Genomic DNA, 20,485 nt, shown 5'->3' on the forward strand with positions numbered 1-20,485 from the left:
CCGACCTCGACGTCCCGCCTATCCGGTGATCCGCACCTGGTGGCCGTACGAGAAAGCGAGGGCGCTGGCGGGCAGCTCGATGCGCTGCACGGCCTCGCCGCGTTCCCCGGTCCGCGGGTCCGCCCCGTACAGCCGGACCTCCTCGACCAGGTCCACCCCATCGACCCGCTGGAGCACGGCGTGCAGCTCACCCGACTGCACCGGCCGGCCGAACGGCCACCCCGTGCCCTCCGGCCCGCCCCGCACCGGATCCAGGTAGTCGTACAGGGCCCGCAGCGCGCGGCGACGCAGCCCCGCGCCCGACGAGCCGGCCCGGGGCCGGGCACGCACCCGCGCGGACACCGTCACCCCCTGGTAGAACGGCGGCTCCACCAGCACCGTCACCCCCACGCAGCGGCGCGCGTCCAGGAACTGCCTGATCCGCTCCTGAACCTCGTCGCGGAGCCGCAGCGCGGCGAACCGGGCCGCGTCGTCGTCGGCGTCGCCGTGCTCGCCCAGCGCCGGCACCACCAGCACCCGCACCGCCGCCGAGCCGTCGCCCGCCGACACGCACCTGACCCGCAGCACCTCCGGCGCGGCCTCGCGGGCCAACTGCTCGTAGTCCTCGGCCGTGACCGCCCGGTCCCGGGTACGCAGCGACAGCGGCCCCCGCACCGACGTCTCCTCCAGCGACTCGCCGTCGACGCCGCCGGTGGCCGCCGACCGGTTCGTCACCGTGGACACGAACGGCACCGGGTCCCGCAGCACGCTCAGCGTGCGGGCGGCCACGTTGCCCTGCCGCCCCCCGCCCGTGCGGTACGCCGGGATCCGCACCACGGCGCCCTTCGCCGGTATCGCCCCGTGCCGGCGGATCGTGCCGTCGGCCTGCCGGACGGCGGGACCGAAGCTGATCTCCCCGCTGGCCCGGTCGACGCACACGTGCCGGTCGTCCGGCCCCGAGTCGGCGAAGCTCGCCACCTCCCGCCACGCCTGCCACCCGTCGGCACCGCCCACCTCGATCTCGATCGTCCCGTCGGCGGCCACCACGGGGGGCCGCTGCACGGTGAACCGCTGCCCCGGCACCCCCTCGGCCGTGCCCAGGGTCTCTCCGGCGATCAGCTCGGCGTGGCAGGCGTCGACCGTGCCGCCGATGGTGACCGCCTCCGCCCGGCCCAGCCTCGGCGGCGCGTGGAAGAACGCCTGCCCCGCCTCGGGCTCGCGCAGCCGGCAGCGCAGCCAGCCGGCCCGGTGCGTGGCCATCACCAGCTCGGCGTGCCCCGCCGGGACGTGCAGCACCACCTCGCCGGCCCGGTTCAGCGCGCCCGTGGTGTCCCGCTCGACCGGGCACTCCGCCCAGCCGGCGTCGGTCCACGCCTCCCAGACCAGCGGCGGGTTCGTCGGGTCCACGCCGCGCCCGGCCACCACCCAGTCCATGTCGAGCAGCACCGCGCAGCCCGGCACCGCCCTGTCCAGGCCGAACAGGACGGCGTCGCCGGCCGCCGGCGGGTCCGCGAACGCGGGGACCCGGTCCGCGCCGCCCAGGTCCCCCGTCCGGTCCGTCGGCCGCCCGCCCGCCGGCACCGTCAGCACCCGCGCCAGCCGGCACGGCGGCACGGTCAGCTCGTGCAGCGTCTCGAACGTCACCGGCTCCACGTTCTCCGCGCGGACGGTGGCCACGTGCGTGCCGGCCGGCACGACGACCGGCGCGTCCCGGGGCGCGGAGAGCCAGAACGTCACGTCCGTCGACGCCACCGCCGGCGGGAACGGGGTGACGCCGAGCAGGTCGAGGAACTTCACGTAGTGCCGCTCCGGCACCCGGTTGAGCCGGTAGAGCAACTGGTCGACCAGGTACGCGAAGGTCTCGATCAGGGTCACCCCCGGATCGGAGACGTTGTGGTCGGTCCACTCCGGGCAGCGCCGCTGCACGAGGCGCTTCGCGTCGTCCACCAGGTCCTGGAAGCGGCGGTCGTCGAGGTGCGGGGCGGGCAGGGCCATCACTGGGCTCCCGGGTCGTGCGCGGGAATGACGTAGAATGGGAACACCAGGTTGCGCGGGTCGTTGTCCTGGCGCAGCCGGTACCGGATGTCGATGTACAGGGTGCCCTCGTCGGCGTCGGTGAAGTCGACCAGCACGTCGTCCAGCTCGATGCGCGGCTCCCACCGCTCCAGCGCCAGCCGCACCTGGTACGCGACCTGCCCGGCCGTCGACGGGTCGGCCGGCGCGAAGACCAACTCGTGGATGGCGCACCCGAACTCGGGGCGGCCCGGCCGCTCGCCCGGCGACGTGCCGAGGATCAGCCGGATGCTCTCCACGATCTCCCGGTCCCCCCGCACCAGCGCGATCCCGCCCGTCGGGCTGGTACGCAGCGGAAACGCCCACCCCGCGCCGACGAAGTCCGTGGCCACCGCCCTCACCCGCCGATCAGCACGGTCGGGCAGCCGGCGAGGATCGGCGCGCCACAGCCGGCGAGGTCACCGACGCGGGCGGCGGGCCGGCCGCCGACGAGCACCGTCGGACAACCCGGTGGCAGCAGCGGCGACGGCGGATGCGGCGGCGTGCCCGGGAACGAACAGGCGTGCGTCGTGCCCACCGTGGCGGCGGGCTGCCCGCCGATGAGCACGGTCGGCACCCCGGGGCCGCCGACCGTCCCCGGATGGCCGGTGGGGTCACCCACGCGAGCGGCTGGTGGCACAGCCCTCTCCCTTCCCACTGTCGTTCGTCAGTTGATCCGCACGACGCCGCCGCGGACCGTCACCTGCGCCTGGCCCTCGATCCCGACGTCGCCCTTCGCGGTGACCGTGACCCGCTGCCCGGCCAGCTCCAGCGCGCCCGACCCGGCGTCGAACGCGATGCCGTCCTTCGCCCGCACCGTCACCTTGCCGTCGCTGACGATCTCGACCTGCCGGCCGGTGCGGTCCAGCCGCAGCGTGAACCGGCGGTCCCCGGTGGCCAGCAGGATCCCGTCCGGGCCGCCGCCGGCCTCCAGCAGCTCCAGCCGGTGCCCGGTGCGGGAGACCAGGGCCCGTGCGGCGATCCGGCCGCTGCTGCCGTCCACCGCGTCGGTGTCCAGCTTCGGCGGCGCGTCGACGCCGTTGTGCAGCCCGCCCAGGACGTACGCGGCGTCGAGGTTGCCGCCGGTGAACCCCACCAGCACCTCGTCGCCCACCTCCGGCAGCAGCACCGCCCCCCGGCCCGCGCCCGCCCCCGGCTGCACCACCCGCGCCCAGCCGGTCGTGAACGTCCCGTCCAGCCAGGGCAGGGTCAGCCGCACCCGGCCCAGCTTCTTCGGGTCCTTCACGTCGCTCACCACCGCCGGCACGAGCCCGTCGCCGGCCCGGCCCGCCGCCGAGCCCGCCGATCCCGTCGCGCCGGCCGTCAGCCCGTACAGGGAACGGTCGGAGCGGCCCGAGACGGTGAACGCCGTGGTGTAGCCGGCCTGCTCGCTGAACACGTGCCGCGTGCTGGTCAGCACGTACCGGCCCTGGAACGGCTCGCCGACGTTCGCCAGGGCCACCGCCGTGCCCGCCCGCAGCCGGGCGTTGCCCTTCGCCACCCCCTCGATCTCCGCGCAGCCGCCGCCGAGATCACCCGCGAGCGCCCCGGCCACCGCCCGCACCGCCGCGTCCGAGCCGAGCGTGGGATCCGCCACCAGGTACGGCGGGCTGGCCACCTTCCTGCCCAGCGCCGCCGGGTCCGCGCCGATGCCCTCCGCGCCCGGCACCGTCGGCGTCGCCGTGGCGTCGACCGCCCGCTTCGTCGCCACGTCCCAGCCCCGGGCCGCCACCTGCGGCACCTGCGCCGTGGCCGTGACCCCCGCCCGCAGCGCGATCAGGTTCCCGTTGACCTCCAGCACCAGCGGGTCCTGGGTGGCCTTCGCCGACGGGTCCGGCGCGCCGGCCGGCGGCTCGGGCATCCGCAGGTGCAGCGCCCCGTCGGCCACCATCACCTGCGCGCCGACCAGCCCCGCGAGCCGGTGCAGGAACACCCAGTCGCTGACGTTGTCCTGGCTGAGCTGCGCCTCCGGCTCCCCGCCGAACCCCGTCACCGCGTCGATCCGCCCCACCTTCAGGCCGGCCCGCTGCGCCACCTTCCGCACGATGTCCGGCACGCTCATCCCCGGGTACGCGGCCACCCGCCGCCCCCGCAGCAGCCGGTGCGCCAGGTCCAGGCCCCGTACCTCGGTGAACGTGCCGGTGGCGTCCAGCTCGCACTCCACGGCGGTGACCTCGCCGGTGAGCAGCGGGGCGGGGCCGCCCGGGTCGGACGTCTGCACCGTCAACCTCACCGGCGCGCCGATCGTGAAGCCGCCCTTGGCCAGCACCGTCCGACCCGGGTCCCGGTAGCGCAGCACGAACCGGTCGGGCAGGTTGCGGCTGTCGTCGACCGCCGCGTACGTCAGCAGCGCGGCGACGTCCGCCGGCAGCGGGCTGCCGCCCACCTCCACCAGGAGCGCGTTGGCGAACTGTTCATTGGCCACGGACGCCGCCCTGCGTCAGCTCGTCGAGGGCGGGCACCAGCAGGACGGTGCCCGGGCGCAGCCGCATCGGGTCGTCGATGTCGTTGGCCTCGGCGATCTCCCGCCACAGCCCCGACCGCCCGTACGCGTGCTGCGCCACCGAGTGCAGCGTGTCCCCGGCGACCACCACGTGGACGTCGCGCGCCTCCCGGGACCCCGACGTCGGGTTCTGCCCGGGCTGCTCGCCGGAGATCTCCTCCAGCGTCACCGTGCACAGCGCCCGCACCGGCGTGCCACCCGGGGTGAACAGCGTGTACTTCGCGTTGACGCTGGCCACGAACGCCGGGAAGCCGACCATCCCGCCCCAGTGGAACACCACCCACGGCGGGGAGCCCTTCTTCTGCTGCCGGCTCGCGTCGGTCGGCACGCAGCACGCGAACAGCTCCTCCACCCGCTTCACCACCGAGCTGTCCATCGTCGCGGTCGCGTCGAAGAACATCTCCAGCGTCAGCTTCGCCGGATCCGAGCCGGTGAACTCCGGCACGCCGGACTTCTTCGCGTTGCGCTGCGCGTCCCGCTTCCACTTCGCGGTCTTCGTCAGCGCCAGCTCCTTCGGGTTGAACTGGAACGGGATCTGGCCCAGCTTCGCCCCCGGCGCGGCCGTCCCGCCGTTGCGCGGCGGCTCGTGCAGTTGCAGGTACGCGTGCGTGAGCTGCGGCGGCGCGCCGCCGCCCCGCCCGCCGGGGCTGCCGGCGGCGGTGAAGGTCACCGGGGAGGCGCCCACCGGGTCACCCCCCGGTCCCCGGGCCGAAGAAGCCGTGGTGGGCCAGCTCCAGGGTCTCCACGGCCACCTTCGGGCTGTCCGGGCTCAACTGCGGCCCCGTCCACTTCACCGGGATCACGTCGAGCAGCCCCCACCGGGCGATCACCGTGCCCTCCAGGGTGCGCGCCTCGATCGTCGCGGTCTTGCGGGTGATCCCGCTCGCCATCCCCGAGAACCAGCGCATCAGCTTGGTGCTGTCCGCCGTCACCGGCCGGGACAGCTTGACGTTGGAGAACTTCATCCGGGTCGGCAACTGCCACACGTGCCCGTTGTTGCCGCCCTCCTCCCGCTGCTCCACGACGACCTCGCAGCCCAGCCCGTCGCAGGTGTTGAACGCGCCGAGATCCTGGTCGTCGATCCTGACGACGAAGGCGATCGCGACGGCGACCTCGTCTGTGGCCATTCGTCCCTCCTGGTCCTGGGCGGTGTCCCCCGCTCCGTGTCTCCGTTGGCCGCTCGGCCGGTCAGCCCGGCCCGCCGAGCACGCCGTGCCGCTCCCGGTCCAGTCGCAGCTCGGTCTTGAGCCGGCGCAGCAGCGGGTCGTACAGCTTCTTCAGCAGCTCCTCCGGCTCCACGCCGCCCGCCGCCGCTGCCGGCCCGCCCGGTGCCGCCGACGCGCCGGCCGCCGCCGCGCCGCCGGGCCCGTCGGCCGGTGGCGCGGGCGGGTCGGCCGGCGGCGGTTCGTCGAACGTCTCGGCCCGCTGCGCCACGGCCTCCACGACCATGGGATACGCGGACAGCGGCGACCCGGCGTGCGCGGTGTCCCCCGTGGACGGTGCGGCGGACGGCGTGCCCGGGCGCAGCGCCGACGGCGCGCCGGCCGCTGTGCCGGTGGGCGCGCCGGCGGCTGTGCCGGTGGGCGCGCCGGCGGCTGTGCCGGTGGGCGCGCCGGCGGCTGTGCCGGTGGGCGCGCCGGCGATCCCGCCGGAGGATGTGCCGGGGAGCGCGCCCACCCACCGCTGCGCCGGCGGGAGCCCGCCCCCGGCCGGGGCCGGGTCGGCCCTGCCGGCCGGAACCGCACCGGCCGGGGTGGGCTCGTCGGGGCCGCCCGGGGCGGTGTACGCCTGCACGGCGACGGTCGGAGCCGGCCTTCCCGGCTCGGCGGCGACCCGCCCGGCGGTGGCCGGGGCGGGCGACTCGTCGCGTTGCCACGTCACCCGCTGCACGCTGGGCTGCTGCGGGGCGGGCGCGGCCGGTGCCGCCCCGGTCAGCAGCGGGGTGGGCCGGTCGCCGACCAACCGGGCCACGACCAGCGGCAGCGTCGGGGCCTCGCTCGGGCCCGGTGCGAGCGCCTCGCCGCCGCCCGGGTCGGCCGGGCCGCCGTCGTGCGCGCCACTGTCGGCCGTGGCACCGTCACCGCCGACGAGGCCGGCCACGCTCGGCCCGCCCCCGCCCTCGCCGTCGTCGGTGTGCCCGCCTCGGAATCCGTGCTCGCCTTGAACCTCGGGATAGGAGGCCAGGCGGGACACCACCGGCAGGTCGGTGCCGGCAGGCCCGCCGGCCCCGGCCCCTCGGCCGCCGGCCGGCTCCGCCGCCCCCGCGCCGCCACCGTCCGGGGCCTGCCCGCCCGGGTGCCCTGGCCCGGGCGGCGCACCGGGCGGGTCGACCCCGGGCGGCGTCGACTCCGACTGCTGGCCGAGCAGTGGGGCAACGCTCTCGCCGCCCGGCGGCACGTAGGGCTGGACGGACGGCGTGGCCTGCGTACCCGCGTCGGTGGCGTCGCCGACGGGCGGTGCCGGCGGGGGCCCGCCGGACCCCGACCCGCCCACCGGGAGGTCGCCGACGGACGTCGGGCCGCCGGGCTGGCTCGCCGCCGGCCCGGCCGGGCCCGGCGTGCCGGCGTCGGCGCGCCGGCCGCCCGCCTCGACGGGCTGACCGCCCGGCCCGGCCAGGGAACGCTGGACCAGCGGCGGAACGTGGCCCCCGGCGGGGGCGCGGTGGACCTGCGGGATGCCGGCCTCCGCCGTCGAGCGCTGGAGCGGCGGTATGCCGTGCTCCGCTGTCGGGTGCTGGAGCGGCGGAAGCACGGGGTTCCCGGTCGGGCCGGGGCCCGGGGAGACCGGGGAGACGATCGGCTCGCCCAGCCCGAGGCGTCGGCGCGGCCGGTCCGCGTCACCCGGCACCCGCTGTACAGGCATCTCCCGGCCGGCTCCACCGCCTGCCGGCGCCGCAGCCGGCCCCGGCAGGAGACCGCCGGGGCCTGCCGCGCTCGGGGCCTGCGCGCTCGGGACCGGGGTCGATGGGGCGGCGTCGCCCGCCGGGGGAGCGTCCACGCCGAGGGTGGGCGACTGCGGCACGTCGGTCGGACCGTCGGGCCAGGCGGCGGGTGGCGAATCGGTCGGGGGGACGACGGTGGGCAGGTGCAACGCCTCCGGCGGCGGGGGCGCGGTCAGCAGCCGGCTGACCGTCGGCACCGGCTCGACGGGCACCGGCCGGCCCGGGAGCCGCCCGGCCTGCGTGCCTCCCGCCGGGTGGCCCGCCGCCGACGCCGAGTCCACCTGTCGCCCCGTCCCTGCGTCCGCGACCTGCCGTTGCAGGGGGCGGGTGGCCGGGCGGGGACCGGGGCCGGCGAGCGGCAGCGTCGCGGGATCGCCCCCGCCGGACCGGCCGGTGGGCTCCGGGGCGGACGACGCAGGCGGGTCGCTCACCGGCACGGCCGCGTCGTGCAGCACCCCGGCCGGCTCGACCGTGCCGACGAGGTGCCCGAGGGGAGCCAGGTACGACGGGTCGCGCCAGGCGGCCAGCGACCCGGTGAACTCGTCGGGCCGGTTGAGCCGGGGCTCGTCGGGGACGACCCGCTGGATCGGCGGCAGCCCCTGCCAGGCGGGCGGCTCGGGCCGGGCCGGTGGTTCGGGCCGGGCGCGTTCCGGCGGACTGCCGGCCGGCGCGGGGGTGGCCACGGTGGACCGCTGGGCGCTCGCCCGCGGTCGCCGACGCCACGGCCACATCGGGTCACCGTCCCTGGCTGATGCGGGTGTTGATGCCGGCGATCTCCGCCACGAAGCGCAGCCGCTCGCCGTGTTCGAGGTCGAGGATGTCGTCCAGCGCCCAGTGGAAGTGGTAGGCGACGTACGCGACCTCGGAGTAGATGCGGTCGGCCGCGTACGTCACGATTCCCCCAGGCGCCCACCGGCGAGGTCGACGGCGAAGCGGTGCCGGCACTCCGGGCAGGCCACGCTCGCGCGGGTGTGCCCCTCGCTGTTGACCCGCCGGTACATGTCCTGCAGGAACGCCAGGTCGGAGGCGAACAGGTCCTCCACGACGCCCGGGTGCACGTCCAGCACCGTCCCGATCCGGGTGATCACCCGGCTCAGCAGCACCACCGTGAGGTACGGCGGGTTCTCCCGCACCCGGTCGTCGCGCAGCGGCACCAGCTCGTCCCGGGCCGTCGCCAGCCGCATCACCCCGTCGCGGTGCACCGTGCCGGCGTCGTCGACGTAGCCGCGCGGCAGCTCGAACGGGAACTCGGTGCGCAGCGTCTCGCGGCGCGGGGCGACGGCGGCCGGCTCGCCCGGCTCGGCGTGGGCGGCGGCCTGCCCGGGGCCGGGCGGCGGGACGAGGGAGGACGTGCGGCGCATGGGGTTACTCGACCTCCATCGCCTCGTACGTCACCACGAGCTTCTCGGTGAGCACGCTGGTGTCGCCGGCCTTCAGCGAGCTGATCTCCAGGCTCTTCGCCCACGCGTTGGTCAGCTTGTACCGCTTGATCGGGAGGCCCTCGTAGTCGAAGACGATGATCGCCCCGCCCTTGCGGGCGTCGCCCATCTTCCCGAAGCGGCAGTCCTTGATCCATCGCTCGAAGCTGTTGTCCGACGTCAGGCCCCGGGTCAGGGTGACCTCGCCGGCCTTCGGCGCGCCGGGCGCCTTGCGTACGACGAACTTGCCGTCGGCGGTGTTCGACTTGTACTCGATGACGTCCTGCTCCATCTTGAGGCCCGTGACCTCGGTGATCTGGCGGATCATGATGCTGTCCACCTCCAGCCCGAACGAGTGGCCGACGGCGGAGTCGAAATCGGGGAGCGGCACGACTGCCTCCTGACGCTGCGGGGGACTACTCGTTGACCAGGCTGGTGCCGCCGGACATCTGCGCCAGCTGGAAGATGACGAACTCGGCCGGCTTCACCGGGGCCACGCCGATCTGGCAGACCACTTGGCCGGCGTCGATGCTCTCGGCCGGGTTGGTCTCCTGGTCGCACTTGACGAAGAAGGCGTCGTCGGGGGTGAGCCCGAACAGCGCGCCGCGCCGCCACTCGTTGACCAGGAACGCGCTGATCGTGCGGCGTACCCGCGCCCAGAGCATGTGATCGTTGGGCTCGAACACCACCCACTGGGTGCCGTTGAGGATCGACTCCTCCAGATAGTTGAACAGCCGCCGCACGTTCAGATAGCGCCACGCCGGGTCCGACGACAGCGTCCGCGCGCCCCACACGAGGATGCCCCGGCCCGGGAACGAGCGGATGCAGTTGACGCCCAGCGGGTTCAGCAGCTCCTGCTCGGCGCGGGTCAACTGCGTCTCCAGGGCGACCGCGCCCCGGATCTGCTCGTTCGCCGGGGCCTTGTGCACGCCCCGGTTGGCGTCGTTGCGGGCCCACACCCCGGCCAGGTGACCCGACGGCGGCATGAACCGGTTGGTGCCGGTCAGCGGGTCGAACACCTTGATCCACGGGTAGTAGAGCGTCGCGTACTTCGAGTCGTAGCCGGCCTGGTCGGTGCGCCACTCCTTCACCTGCTGCGGGGACAACCCCGGCGGCGGGTCCAGGATCGCCATCCGGTCGCCCATCAGCTCGCAGTGCGCGATCACCGCCGTCTGCACGGCCTTCACCGACTCCAGGTCGATCGCGCCCCGCTGATAGGCCCCCATCAGGTCCGGCACCGCGACCATGGTCACCTCGTCGACCGCCTCCAGGCCCCCGAAGCCGGTACGCTCCGCCGCGTCGCCCACGTACTCGTCGGCCGACACGGCCTCCGGCGCGGACGCCGGCTCCGGGCCGGCCAACGCCACTTCGCCGCCCTGCGGCCGGGCCAACTGGCCCGTCGGCGCGGCCTCCTCGATCGTGATCAGCTTGGACCGCTCGCGGACCACGGTCACCACGTTGTCCTTGCCGCGCTTGGTGGTCACCGACTCGAACGTCTCGACCACCTGGCCGCCGCGCTTGACCACCAGGTTGAACCGGTCCTCGCCGGCACCCTCCGGCGGATCGGCCACCTCGACGCTGATGTCGTCGGGGGTGCCCTCGGGCAGGGCGCGGGCCACCACCCGGTACGTGCCGAGGATCGCCGTCGGCTCCGGGGCGGCCGGCAGGGCCCCGTCGCCGGCCCGGTCCCCGCCGACGCGCACGATGTACGCCGCGCCGCCGCCCTGCATGAAGTAGCCGTAGACGGCGTGGCCGAGGTAGCAGTCGGGGGCGAACTCGCCGAAGATCTGGGAGTACTGGGTCCAGTTCGTCACCAGGGTCGGGGTGTTGAACGGCCCCTGCGCGGCGAAGCCGACGAACGCGGCGACGGCGGTGCCGACGCCCTCGATCGGGCGGGAGCCGGACTCCATCTCCTCGACGTACACGCCCGGCGCCAGGTAGTTGGGCATCCCGCCTCCTCGTCCCTCGGGGGTCGAGTCGAGGGTCCCGCGTACGGGTGGCGGTTCACACGTCCGGCGGGCCGCTTGATCGGGAAGCCTTCACTGCCCGTACGGGCACTGCCCACCGCCGCCGATCGACCGGCCGGGTCAGGAAAGCAGTTGCTTGAACTCCTCGGTCGTCAAGCCAGCCTGCCGCAGTACAGAGGAAAGGGTGCCTCGCTTGATCGTGCCGTGCTGCGGCAGGACCACGACCTGTCCGTCAGGGTGCCGGTAGATGGCGTGGCTGCCCTTCGTCCGCGCATGGGCGAAGCCAGCCTTTTCAAGGGCTTGGGTGACCTTTCGGAGAGGCAGATCCGAAAGCGCAGGACTCATGCCGCCTTGCCCACCTGGAAGGAGGTCACGAGCGGGGTCGCTTCGATGGAGGGGGCGGACACTTCTTCCAGATAGAGTTCGACTGCCTCGCGTAGGTTGGCCAGGGCGGCATCAAGAGACTCACCCTGGCTTGCCACATCCAGCTCGAGACATCGCGCGACGTACCAGTCTTCTTCCTGGTGCACGGCTGCGGTGAACGTACGCACCTGCGTCCTCCTGCCCGCTGTCGAGATCCTGCTCATGCTACTAGCAGTCAGGTCGACCTGGCCGTCGTGACGGGGGTACACGCGGTCCGGCTCGGGTGCCAGGCGGCCAGCGCGCGTAGCATGATGTGGAGTTGATCGAGGCGGGCGGTGTCCCCAGCGGATCACCATGGGGTGGGAGCAGGTGGGTGGCAGCCACAGGTAGGAACAGAGCCGTTTGAGGGTCGATTCGTGCAGGTCGGCGGGGCTGGCGCCCTCAATCACAGCCGTGCGAAACCGATCCATGATCCGGCCCGGGGAGTCGCAACATCCCAACGCGTTGGCTCGGTCATAAGCTCCAGGCGCTCGGCGCCCACGTGCGGCTGCATTTGCGGGGCATGGCAGTGACGCTCATCCTCGGCTCATTGCCCGGTGGCCCGCTCACGCTCCTCCAGCCTGGCCCTGAGATCCGACAGGTCTTCGTTGGGAAACGCTTGTGCGAGGAAATCGATCCCGGAGCGCAGGGTAGGCAGTGCCACGCTCATCCCCTCGGCGGCCTGACTTGGCTCGGCGAAGAGGTATTGCCAGTAGTAGAGGCCCCGGGTGCGTAGTAGGATGTCGAGGTAATCGCTGTAGCTGATGTGAAGCCGAACAACGCCCTGCGTCATGTCGAAGTACCAGATCTCCGGCGAGGCCGGGCCCTCAGTGAGCCTGAGCGCACCGCAGGTGCCTGTTCCGCCAGTGGGCTGTGTGTCGAAGACCCTGAACTCTTCGATCAGCTTTTTCTCCCGCTCGGTGGCGGCAATGCCGACCAACCACGTCGGGACTCCCGCCAGGAGCGCCTCGGCGATGTGTACCAGCCGGAACTCGCCCGCGATCGTCTCGTACGGCCTCTTGGCGCGCCACGCGAAGGCGAGGCCAGAGTGGCGGTGGAAGTTTTGGGCCAGTGCGGCGGGCAGGGAAACTTCTTCGACGCGCGTGATGAGCTCGATCGCAGCCTCGGCGTCGGCGAGGTAATCGGCTAGCCCGCCCCGGTCGCTCGCGACGGTCAATATTGACTCGTGCGCCTCTGTCCGCTCGATGGTTTCGTGTAGCCTTCGCTCGTACTCAGTTCCCACGTGAGCCTCCGGAACGGCGTCGGAATGGTGTTTGCTAGGCTGGTCGTCAGTCGAATCGGATCCGACCCGATTGGTAGGCGGTTCGTAGGGCGGTGGTAAGGTGCGGAAAGGCGCCGATAGCGTGGGCGATGTCCCGGAAGGGCGTAGTTTCTACGAAGGACTTGATAGCCCGTGCGTCGCTCTCGCTGATTCCGAGGTACCGAGCGGTTAGGGTCGTGCCCATCTTGTTTATGCGGAGTACATCCGCGTGCGGGGGCGCCGGCGGATCCTGTCGATCAGAGAATGCGCCGGAAGCAGAGCGCTCCGTCCAGTTCTTGCCACTGGCGTCATAACCGCCCCACTCGACCTCGATCGTTCTCGGGAAGCCCTCAGGGGTCGCGTAGTAACTTAGGCCGACGCGGTACCAGACCATGGACTCGAACCCGGCATCGTTCCGCTTTTTGTCGAGAGCCCGACGGGCAGGGTTCTCCACGGCCCTGAGGAACAGGGGATTGTTGGTGAACCCTCTTGCTGGTACCAGGTTCGAGTCGCTCGCTTCGCCGCCGAGGAACGCGGGCAGGAGATGCATCTTCACCCACGCGGTGCTGTTGGCGCCCCTGTTGTAACCGGAGGAGTCCACGTGGCTCCAGCCTCTCAGGGTGCTGCCATCGTTCGCGCTGGCGGGGCTGCCCTTCTTGATGTTCTTGTTGATGTAGCTGGCCTTGAAGGGCGTTGCAAGCACGTCGTCGGTGAACGGTGGAAGAAGCGGTTCGGGAAGTGGCGGACCGCTCAGTGACCTACGCACCGCAAGGGTGGCTGCCAACTCGCCGAGCATTCTCACCAGGAAGTTGTGCACTGCCTGGCGGGCGGCTGTGCCCGACTGCAGGGAACGCCTGCGCGCCTCGATCCTGGTGACCAGGCTCATGGCGTGGTCGTATGCCCTGAGCTGTTCTCCTCGGACCTGTTCGTCGGCCGTTCCAGCGATATCGTCCTTCCACTGCTTTAAATACACGTCTATTGGTTGTGGGGCGCTGTGGATCATCAGAGGAGCGCTGGGATCTTCGTTCCGGAAGAACAGTTCGTGCTTTTCGTCCCTTGCGTCCTCGAACCTCTCGCGGGGAGCCTTGATTTGGTCATCGGGCGACTGGTTTCTCTTTTTCTTCTGCGAGAACTTGGCCTTGAGTTTTGCCCAGAGCTTGCGGCCGATCGCGGCGATCTTGTCGGCGACCCAGCCCACGGCCTTCATGACGGGCGCGGCGAGCCCCTTGAAGAACTTCTGCACCCGCTGGGCGATGCCGCCGACGCCCAGCACCGCCGCGAGCACCCCGATGAGCACCGGCACCGACCGCGCGAGTGCCTTCTCGATCAGCGCCGGCACCCCACCCGTCCCGCCGCCGGCAATGGCGATGATCGCGTCGAGCACCGAGTTGACGAACTCGATGATCTGCGCGCCCTGGGTCACGATGAACGTGACGAAATCGATGATCATCTTGACGGCGCGGACGAACGCCGACGCGGGGTTGAGTAGCGAGATGATCCAGGTGATGCCGGCCATGAGCACGGTCGGGATCAGGTACTCGCTGATCTTCGAGAACAGGTTGGCCTTGAGGTCGCCGACCTTGTCCTGGATCTCCTCCCACATGCCGCCGAGCCCCTGCGCCTGGACCTTCTGCACCAGCGGCACGGACTTCTCGACCGCGCCCATCGCCGGCTCGGGCACCCCGCGTTTGACGATCAGGGCGCGGATGGACGCCCAGGTCAGCCCGAGCAGCGAGCCGATCATCAGGACGATGCCGCGCAGGTCGAACTTCGCCGGCAGTTCCAGCCCAGCCCCGGCCATGGCCCCGGTGAGCCAGCCGATGAGGCCCTTCTTCAGGTGCTCGCCGATGTTGGACAGGAACTGCTTCAGCCCCGCGCCGACCGCGCTGACCAGGTTACCGAGGAACCCGATCGGGTCCTTGATGATCGCCGCGACCGCCTGGGCGGCCTTGGCCAGGACGCCCATCAGCATGTCCTTGAGCTGCATGATCGTCTTGATCACGCCGGCCACGGCGTCGACGGCCTTGGCGACGAGGCCCTTGTTCTTCTCCTTCTCGGCCGCGATCTCCTCGTCGACCGATTTGAGCGCCTCGTTGTACTTCGACGCGAGGGTCTGCACCAGCTCGGTGCCCTTGCTGTTGACCTGCTCGGTCAGCTCGTCGAACCTCCCGGCGAACTCGCCGGCCGCCTCCTTGCCGATGGCCTGTAGGTCGGCGGGGAGCTTGCGCACCTCGGCCTGCAACTCGTCGCGGCCGGCGGCGATGCGCTGCTTGGCCCGCCCGAGTTCCGCGCCGATCACGTCGGCCACGCCCGAGATGACCTGCTGCATCCGGTCGACGTAGCCCTTGCGGGCGACGACGAAGATCTGGTTGGCCTCCTCGGGCAGGCCGGCGAACTTGTCCTTCAGCCAGCGGCCCTTGCCGACGATGCCCGAGTACCGCTTGTCCTTGTACTCGTCCATCCGCCGCTTGTGCTCGGCGGTGAACGCGTCCCGCGCCGCCCTCTCGCCCGCGCCGAACTTCTCGTCGACCTTCTTGTCCAGCCCGGACAGGATCTCCTCGACGTCCTTCTTGGTGGCGTCGAAGACCTTCTGCAACGTCGCGGTGACCTTCGCCCGCTTGGCCTCGTCGGCGGACCTGGCCTGCTCCTTGCCCGCCCCCACCTGCGCCCCGGCGGCCTTGCGGTCCCCGGCCAGGGCGGTCATCGCCGTCGCCCCGGCCGCCCCGGCGGCGGCCTTCGCCCCGGCGAGGGTCTGCGCCTCCGACGCGCGCACCTGCCCCGGCGCGGTCTGGGCGTGCTGCTCGGCGGCGTTCTTCTCCTTCAGCGCCCCGGTGAACTCCGGCTCGTTGGACCTGGCCAGCTGCTCCTCGGTGACCTGCGCCTCGGCCATCTGCTGGTCGACCTGCTTCGGCCCGCCGGAGAGGTCCGTCGCCGCGGCGGGGGCCTTGTCCGGCACGGCCTTCGCCGGATCGGGCGCGCCCGGGGTGGCCGGCGGCTTGTCCGCCACCAGGGGCGTGACCTTCTTGTCGACGGCCTTCGACGTGTCCGGCGGGGCCTTCGTCGTCGTCTCGATCGCGTTCGCCGACGCCTTCTTGCCCTCGCCGACCTGCCCCTGGACCTGCCCCTTGACCGCATCGGCCTTGCCCGAGTCGCCGAACTTGTCGGCCTCGTCGAGGTTCTTCGGCGCCTGCGCGGCGATCGCCTCGTTGACCGCCCGGATGAACGCGGCCTTGTCGAACGCGCCCGGCTTCGCGGCGTTCATCTTCTCCGCGTTCGCCGCCTTGCCCTGCGCCTCCCGGTCGTCCTGCGGCGGCTTCGCCGCCCCCTGCGCCCTCGCCGCCTCCGCCGACGCCGGCGGATGGGCCCCGAGCACCTGCTGCCTGCCCCGCACGTCCGCCTTCAGCGCGGCGAACTTCGGGTCCGCGTTCGGCCCCGGCCGCTGCACCGTCGCGGCGTCCGCGCCGGCAGCCAACCGCTGCACCGGTACGCGAACAGCCGGGTCGACGACCTCCGGGCCCGTGCCCCCGCTTGTCGGTGCGGTCGTCGGCTGGATCGTCGTCGGGGAGGGTGAGGACGGCGAGCCTGTCTTCGCTGACCGGCCGCCGGAGGCCGGGCGGGCGGCGGTCGACGGTCGACGCGCGGCGGAGCCGGCTGCCCGGCGCTGCGCCACCAGGGCGGACACCGCCCGGTTGCCGGCCGCCGCCTGCAACCGCTGGGCCACGGCCGGGCTCAACGGGCGGGCCGCCGGGGCGCGGTGCGCTGCGGCAGGGGCGTCCGAGTCGCCCGCCGGCCGGGTCGGTGGGGGCACGGCCGGGCGCGCCGGAGCGCGTTGCGCCCCCTGCTCCTCGGCCGGTGCCTTCACGCTGCACCTCCCGGGCCGGGCGACGCCACTCAGTTCACCGTGGAAACGAGCGTCCGCTACTCCGGGTCACTGGTCACTGACCATGCGGCCTCTCGGGAGTGCCACAAAAGTTGCCCGATGGGGCACCGAGCGCGACCCGACGGAGGCAAGGGACTCGGCCACTTCCGGCCGACTCGACTACGCTGTAGTCATGAGTAGTCCGCGTTCTGTCCGGTTCGACGAGGGAGTGCTCGCGCGGCTGGACCGCTACGTGCGGGACCACCCGGGCACCTCGTCGTCAGCCGTGGCGAACATGTTCGTCGACGAGTCGCTGCGCTCCTACGAGCATCCGGGTGTCGTGTTCCGGGCCGGTCCGACGGGCCGGCGGGCAGCCCTGGCCGGGGGCCCGGACGTGTGGGAGATCGTCGCCGCGCTGCACGCCGTCCGGGGCGAGGCGCCCCAGCTCGAGGGGGATGAGCTCACCGCCGAGCTGGTGGCCGTGACCGGGCTGAGCGCCGCGCAGGTCGGGACCGCGCTGCGCTACTACGCCGCCTACCCCGACGAGATCGACGAGCGCGTCACGAGCAACCACGAGGCGGCGCGACGCGAGGAGGAACTCTGGTCGGCCCAGCAGCGCATCCTCCGGCGGCCTCCCGCATGAGGGGGCTCCTGCTCGACGAGATGTATCCGCCGGTGCTGGCGCAGAAGCTTCGCGCGCAGGGGCACGACGTGGTGGCGGCACTCGATGTCGAGGTCGGCCTCGCGTCACGGTCGGACGACGACGTCCTCGCCTGGGCCGCCCGCAACGACCGGTGCGTGGTCACCGAGAACGTGCGCGACTTCGCCCGGCTCGCGCCGATCGTGCCGCACGCCGGCATCGTCTTCGTTTCGGCGCAGCGGTTCCCGCGCACGGGTCGAGGGCTGGCGCTCCTCGGGGACACTCTCGACCAGCTCCTCGCCGCCGGCCACCTGTCCCCGGAGGGCGGCGTGACCTGGCTCAGCACGCCCTCGTGAGACACCGGCACCGAGCTACTCGGCGGGCTCCTCTTCCTCCTCGGGCGTCTCCTGCCGCTGCACGTACGTCTGCGCCGACTCGTCCTCCTCCGGCAGCTCCTCGCGCTGCACTGCCGCATGCTCGTGCCCCTCGTGCCCCTCGTGCCCGACGGCGCGCTGCACGGGAGCGGGAGCAGTGGTCGGCGTGGGGGCAGGGACGGACATCAGCCGGTCGGCGTTGGCGACGGCCTCCCGCTCGAACCGGTCGGACGGGTCGCTGACCTTCACCCCGCCGCCGTGGTCGGTGCCGTCGACGGGGCCGCTGCGCTGCTGCACCACGTGGGTCAGCTCGTGGGCGAGCATGTGCTGCCCGGCGGCGGACGCCGGGTCGTAGCTGTCGCGCTGGAAGACGATGTTCGACCCGACGGTGTACGCCTGCGCGTTGACCGACCGCGCCGACTCGTGCGCCGCCCCGTCGGTGTGCACGCGGACGTCGCCGAAGTCCTGCCCGCCGAAGCGGGCCTCCATGTCGGTGCGCACCTCGGGCGCGAGCGGCGTGCCGCCGCCGGAGTTGACCACGTCGCGCACGGGGGAGCGTTCCGGCTCCAGCAGCTCCCCGACGGCCTGGTTGCCGACGGCCCGTTGCAGCCCGAGCAGCCCGGACGCGCCGAGCACGTCGGGCCGGCCGGCATGCGCGGCGGCGTACGTGAGGTGGTCGGTGTCGCGCTCGGGGCCGGTCGGCCGGTCACCGGCGGGGCGTACCGATGCCTCGGAGTCGAACTCGCGGTGTCCGCGCATGTGGGGCCTCCTCGCCGGGGCAACCCGACGTGCCGGCGGCCGGGTCTCCCAGGTAGACGGTCGCGCCCCCGGCCGACGCCGCACAGGGTGAGTCGGGCCGGCATGCGGGCAGCCTGAGCTGCCCGTGCGGGCAACACGCGGCGTCCGGGGCCGGCGCGGCGAACGCCGGTCCCGGCTCCCCGAGTGCCGCTCACCGTTCACATCACCGTTCGGCAGTGAGCGCCGCGTCGGCGGCGCGGCCCCACAACCTCGGCGCCCGGTCAGCCGGCCAGCCGGAGGTAGGGGCCGAACTCGCTCTCCAGGGTGAGCCGGCCGAGTTTGCGGTACTCCCGCCCGACCGCGCCGATCAGCTCCGCCATCCCCACCGGCCGGCCCGCCCCGGCGGCCAGGTAGCCGGCGGTGACCGCCGCCGAGCGGATGTGCCCGCCGGCCAGCTCGAACGCCTCCGCGAGGAAGCCCAGGTCCACGTCGTCGGCGCGGGGCGCCCGGTCGCCGAGGCAGCGGTCCCACAGCGCCCGCCGGGCCGCCTCGTCGGGCACCGGGAAGTCGACCACCACGTCGAGCCGCCGGGTGAACGCCTCGTCCAGGTTGGCCCGCAGGTTCGTCGCGAGCACCGCCAGCCCGTCGAAGGTCTCCATGCGTTGCAGCAGGTACGCGGACTCGATGTTGGCGTACCGGTCGTGGGCGTCGCGCACCTCCGAACGCTTGCCGAAGATCGCGTCCGCCTCGTCGAACAGGAGCACCCCGTTGACGCCGGCCGCCTCGCCGAAGATCCGCTCCAGGTTCTTCTCGGTCTCCCCGACGTACTTGTCGACGACCGTGGCCAGGTTGACCGTGTACAGGTCCAGCCCGAGGCTGCCCGCCACCACCTCGGCGGACATCGTCTTGCCGGTGCCGGAGTCCCCGGCGAACAGGGCGGTCACCCCGTGCCCGCGCCCGCCGCCGGGGCGCATCCGCCACTCGCGCAGCACCCGGTCGCGGTGCCGGGCCCGACCGGCCAGCTCGTGCAGCAGCGACAGCGTCGCGGGCGGCAGCACCAGGTCGTCCCAGCCGACCTCGGGGACGATCCGCCGGGCCAGCCGCTCCAGGCCGGCCGCGTTCTGGGTACGCGCCCCGGCGCGCAGGTGCGCCGCGCCGACCGGCTCACCGGCGGCGGCGGCGAGTTGTACGGCGACCGAGGCGGCCCGCCGGATCGCCGGTGCCCCGAGGACGAACTGGGCGGTGGCGTCGGCCGGGTCGAGCCCGTCGGCGACGGGGCCGGGCAGGGCGGCCCGCCACACCTGCGCCCGCTCGGCGGCGCTCAGCGGCGCGACGTCGGCCTGCACCGGGGCCGTCGCCGTCCACGCCGGGTCCCACGGCTGCGTCCCGTACGCCAGCACGGGCACCTCCCCGGCGGTCAGCCGCGACCAGACGGCCCACGGCTCGCCGCCCTGCACCGGCCCGACGACCAGGCCCGCGCCGGTGAGCAGCGCCTCCCGCACCAGCACGGTGGCCAGCTCCGCGGCCTGCGGGTCGGCGGCGAGGCGGGGCAGGTCCACGGCGAGCGCGCCGCGCCCGGCGCGGTCGAGGGCGGCCACCGCGAGCGCGGGGGCGCTGCCGCCGGGTTGCTCCCGCAGGTAGGCCAGCCGCGCCCCGGACCGGCCCAGCTGTTCGGCGTCGGGCGGCGGCGGCCCGGTCGCGTCGACGGGCTCGGCGATCCCGACCAGGGCCGGCTCGGGGGCGTCCGCGCCGAGCAGCCAGCCGCCCACCCGGTCGGGCACCCACAGGCCCCGGCCGAGCACCGGCCGGTCGGGGGAGTCGACGCGCAGCAGGGCCAGGTCGATCAGCGGCGCGCCGGCGGCGAGGCGGAGCCGGGCCGGCGCGGCGGCCTCGGGCAGCCCGCACAGCCGCAGCGCCAGCCCGATCGAGGGGCGGCGGCGGGTCACGTCGTCGTTGAGGTATCCGTAGAACAGCTCGAACCGGCTGTCCACGTCGGGCGCGAGGGCCACCAGCAGCAGCGCCTCGTCCAGCGCGGTCAGCCCCGCCGCCCGGGCCAGCCGCGCCAGCCGGTCGGGCGCGGGCTCCGGCCCCGCCGCCCCGGGCCCGCCGGGCGTCTGCCCCGGTCCGGCCGACGCCCTTGCCGAGGCGTCGGCCGGACCGCCCGGCCACGGGACGAAGGGCTCCCGGCCGGCGGCGAGGGCGGCGTCGACCGCCTCGTCAGACAGGTACAGGCCCCGGAACGGGTCGTCGGGCTGCGGGTCGGTCTCCCGGCGGGCCGCCACGGCGGCGCGTACCGCGAGCTCCACCCGCTGGAGGCGGCGCAGCAGCGGCGGCGTTTCCCCGACCACCGT

At 73.7% G+C, this 20,485-nt stretch carries 19 protein-coding genes; 2 read left to right on the forward strand and 17 right to left on the reverse strand.

Annotated elements, in window-relative coordinates:
* Nucleotides 1-18 precede the first annotated feature (18 nt).
* The 15 genes from ACFYWL_RS07365 to ACFYWL_RS07435 all read right to left on the reverse strand — a co-directional run bounded on the left by ACFYWL_RS07365 (nucleotide 19) and on the right by ACFYWL_RS07435 (nucleotide 16,205).
* Nucleotides 19-1,974 (reverse strand): putative baseplate assembly protein, encoded by a 1,956-nt coding sequence (locus ACFYWL_RS07365; RefSeq protein WP_386968611.1) that lies wholly within the window; start codon nucleotides 1,972-1,974, stop codon nucleotides 19-21.
* Complete coding sequence (locus ACFYWL_RS07370) at nucleotides 1,974-2,384, reverse strand: GPW/gp25 family protein (RefSeq protein WP_386968614.1); 411 nt, start codon at nucleotides 2,382-2,384, stop codon at nucleotides 1,974-1,976. The genes ACFYWL_RS07365 and ACFYWL_RS07370 overlap by 1 nt, the downstream gene beginning before the upstream one ends.
* A gap of 5 nt (nucleotides 2,385-2,389) precedes the next feature.
* Nucleotides 2,390-2,653 (reverse strand): PAAR domain-containing protein, encoded by a 264-nt coding sequence (locus tag ACFYWL_RS07375; protein ID WP_386968616.1) that lies wholly within the window; start codon nucleotides 2,651-2,653, stop codon nucleotides 2,390-2,392.
* 45 nt (nucleotides 2,654-2,698) lie between these two features.
* Entirely contained in the window at nucleotides 2,699-4,456 is a 1,758-nt protein-coding gene (locus ACFYWL_RS07380) for a VgrG-related protein (RefSeq protein WP_386968618.1), read from the reverse strand.
* The gene (locus tag ACFYWL_RS07385; protein WP_386968621.1) at nucleotides 4,446-5,219 is read right to left on the reverse strand and encodes a LysM peptidoglycan-binding domain-containing protein; all 774 of its coding nucleotides are present in this window, start codon (nucleotides 5,217-5,219) and stop codon (nucleotides 4,446-4,448) included. Before ACFYWL_RS07385 ends, ACFYWL_RS07380 begins: the two co-directional genes overlap by 11 nt.
* Before the next feature lie 4 nt (nucleotides 5,220-5,223).
* A complete protein-coding gene (locus ACFYWL_RS07390; protein ID WP_386968624.1) occupies nucleotides 5,224-5,661 on the reverse strand; it encodes a phage tail protein in 438 nt (145 codons plus the stop codon).
* Nucleotides 5,662-5,722: 61 nt separating this feature from the next.
* Nucleotides 5,723-8,158, reverse strand: a complete 2,436-nt coding sequence (locus ACFYWL_RS07395; protein ID WP_386968627.1) for a hypothetical protein — start codon at nucleotides 8,156-8,158, stop codon at nucleotides 5,723-5,725.
* Between the two features lie 52 nt (nucleotides 8,159-8,210).
* Nucleotides 8,211-8,369 (reverse strand): DUF6760 family protein, encoded by a 159-nt coding sequence (locus tag ACFYWL_RS07400; protein WP_386968629.1) that lies wholly within the window; start codon nucleotides 8,367-8,369, stop codon nucleotides 8,211-8,213.
* Nucleotides 8,366-8,836: a hypothetical protein gene (locus ACFYWL_RS07405; protein ID WP_386968631.1), complete on the reverse strand. Its 471-nt coding sequence runs from the start codon at nucleotides 8,834-8,836 to the stop codon at nucleotides 8,366-8,368. Before ACFYWL_RS07405 ends, ACFYWL_RS07400 begins: the two co-directional genes overlap by 4 nt.
* A 4-nt stretch (nucleotides 8,837-8,840) precedes the next feature.
* The gene (locus ACFYWL_RS07410) at nucleotides 8,841-9,284 is read right to left on the reverse strand and encodes a phage tail protein (RefSeq protein WP_386968634.1); all 444 of its coding nucleotides are present in this window, start codon (nucleotides 9,282-9,284) and stop codon (nucleotides 8,841-8,843) included.
* 25 nt (nucleotides 9,285-9,309) lie between these two features.
* Entirely contained in the window at nucleotides 9,310-10,842 is a 1,533-nt protein-coding gene (locus tag ACFYWL_RS07415) for a phage tail sheath family protein (protein ID WP_386968637.1), read from the reverse strand.
* Between the two features lie 138 nt (nucleotides 10,843-10,980).
* A complete protein-coding gene (locus ACFYWL_RS07420; protein WP_386968640.1) occupies nucleotides 10,981-11,205 on the reverse strand; it encodes a type II toxin-antitoxin system HicA family toxin in 225 nt (74 codons plus the stop codon).
* A complete protein-coding gene (locus tag ACFYWL_RS07425) occupies nucleotides 11,202-11,411 on the reverse strand; it encodes a type II toxin-antitoxin system HicB family antitoxin (RefSeq protein WP_386968643.1) in 210 nt (69 codons plus the stop codon). The genes ACFYWL_RS07420 and ACFYWL_RS07425 overlap by 4 nt, the downstream gene beginning before the upstream one ends.
* 398 nt (nucleotides 11,412-11,809) lie before the next feature.
* Complete coding sequence (locus tag ACFYWL_RS07430; protein ID WP_386968646.1) at nucleotides 11,810-12,505, reverse strand: hypothetical protein; 696 nt, start codon at nucleotides 12,503-12,505, stop codon at nucleotides 11,810-11,812.
* 46 nt (nucleotides 12,506-12,551) lie between these two features.
* On the reverse strand, nucleotides 12,552-16,205 hold the full coding sequence (locus tag ACFYWL_RS07435) for a hypothetical protein (protein ID WP_386968649.1): 3,654 nt from the start codon (nucleotides 16,203-16,205) through the stop codon (nucleotides 12,552-12,554).
* A gap of 370 nt (nucleotides 16,206-16,575) precedes the next feature.
* On the opposite strand from ACFYWL_RS07435, the gene ACFYWL_RS07440 reads away from it, so the two are divergent.
* Both ACFYWL_RS07440 and ACFYWL_RS07445 read left to right on the forward strand, forming a co-directional pair.
* Nucleotides 16,576-17,025: a hypothetical protein gene (locus tag ACFYWL_RS07440; RefSeq protein WP_386968652.1), complete on the forward strand. Its 450-nt coding sequence runs from the start codon at nucleotides 16,576-16,578 to the stop codon at nucleotides 17,023-17,025.
* Nucleotides 17,022-17,378 (forward strand): DUF5615 family PIN-like protein, encoded by a 357-nt coding sequence (locus ACFYWL_RS07445; RefSeq protein WP_386968655.1) that lies wholly within the window; start codon nucleotides 17,022-17,024, stop codon nucleotides 17,376-17,378. Before ACFYWL_RS07440 ends, ACFYWL_RS07445 begins: the two co-directional genes overlap by 4 nt.
* Nucleotides 17,379-17,393: 15 nt before the next feature.
* On the opposite strand, the gene ACFYWL_RS07450 is transcribed toward ACFYWL_RS07445, so the two are convergent.
* Nucleotides 17,394-18,155 (reverse strand): DUF4157 domain-containing protein, encoded by a 762-nt coding sequence (locus ACFYWL_RS07450; protein ID WP_386968658.1) that lies wholly within the window; start codon nucleotides 18,153-18,155, stop codon nucleotides 17,394-17,396.
* A gap of 260 nt (nucleotides 18,156-18,415) precedes the next feature.
* Entirely contained in the window at nucleotides 18,416-20,482 is a 2,067-nt protein-coding gene (locus ACFYWL_RS07455) for an ATP-binding protein (protein ID WP_386968661.1), read from the reverse strand.
* Nucleotides 20,483-20,485: the final 3 nt, after the last annotated feature.

It is taken from the genome of Micromonospora sp. NPDC002575, from assembly GCF_042889525.1.
Lineage (GTDB): Bacteria > Actinomycetota > Actinomycetes > Mycobacteriales > Micromonosporaceae > Micromonospora > Micromonospora carbonacea.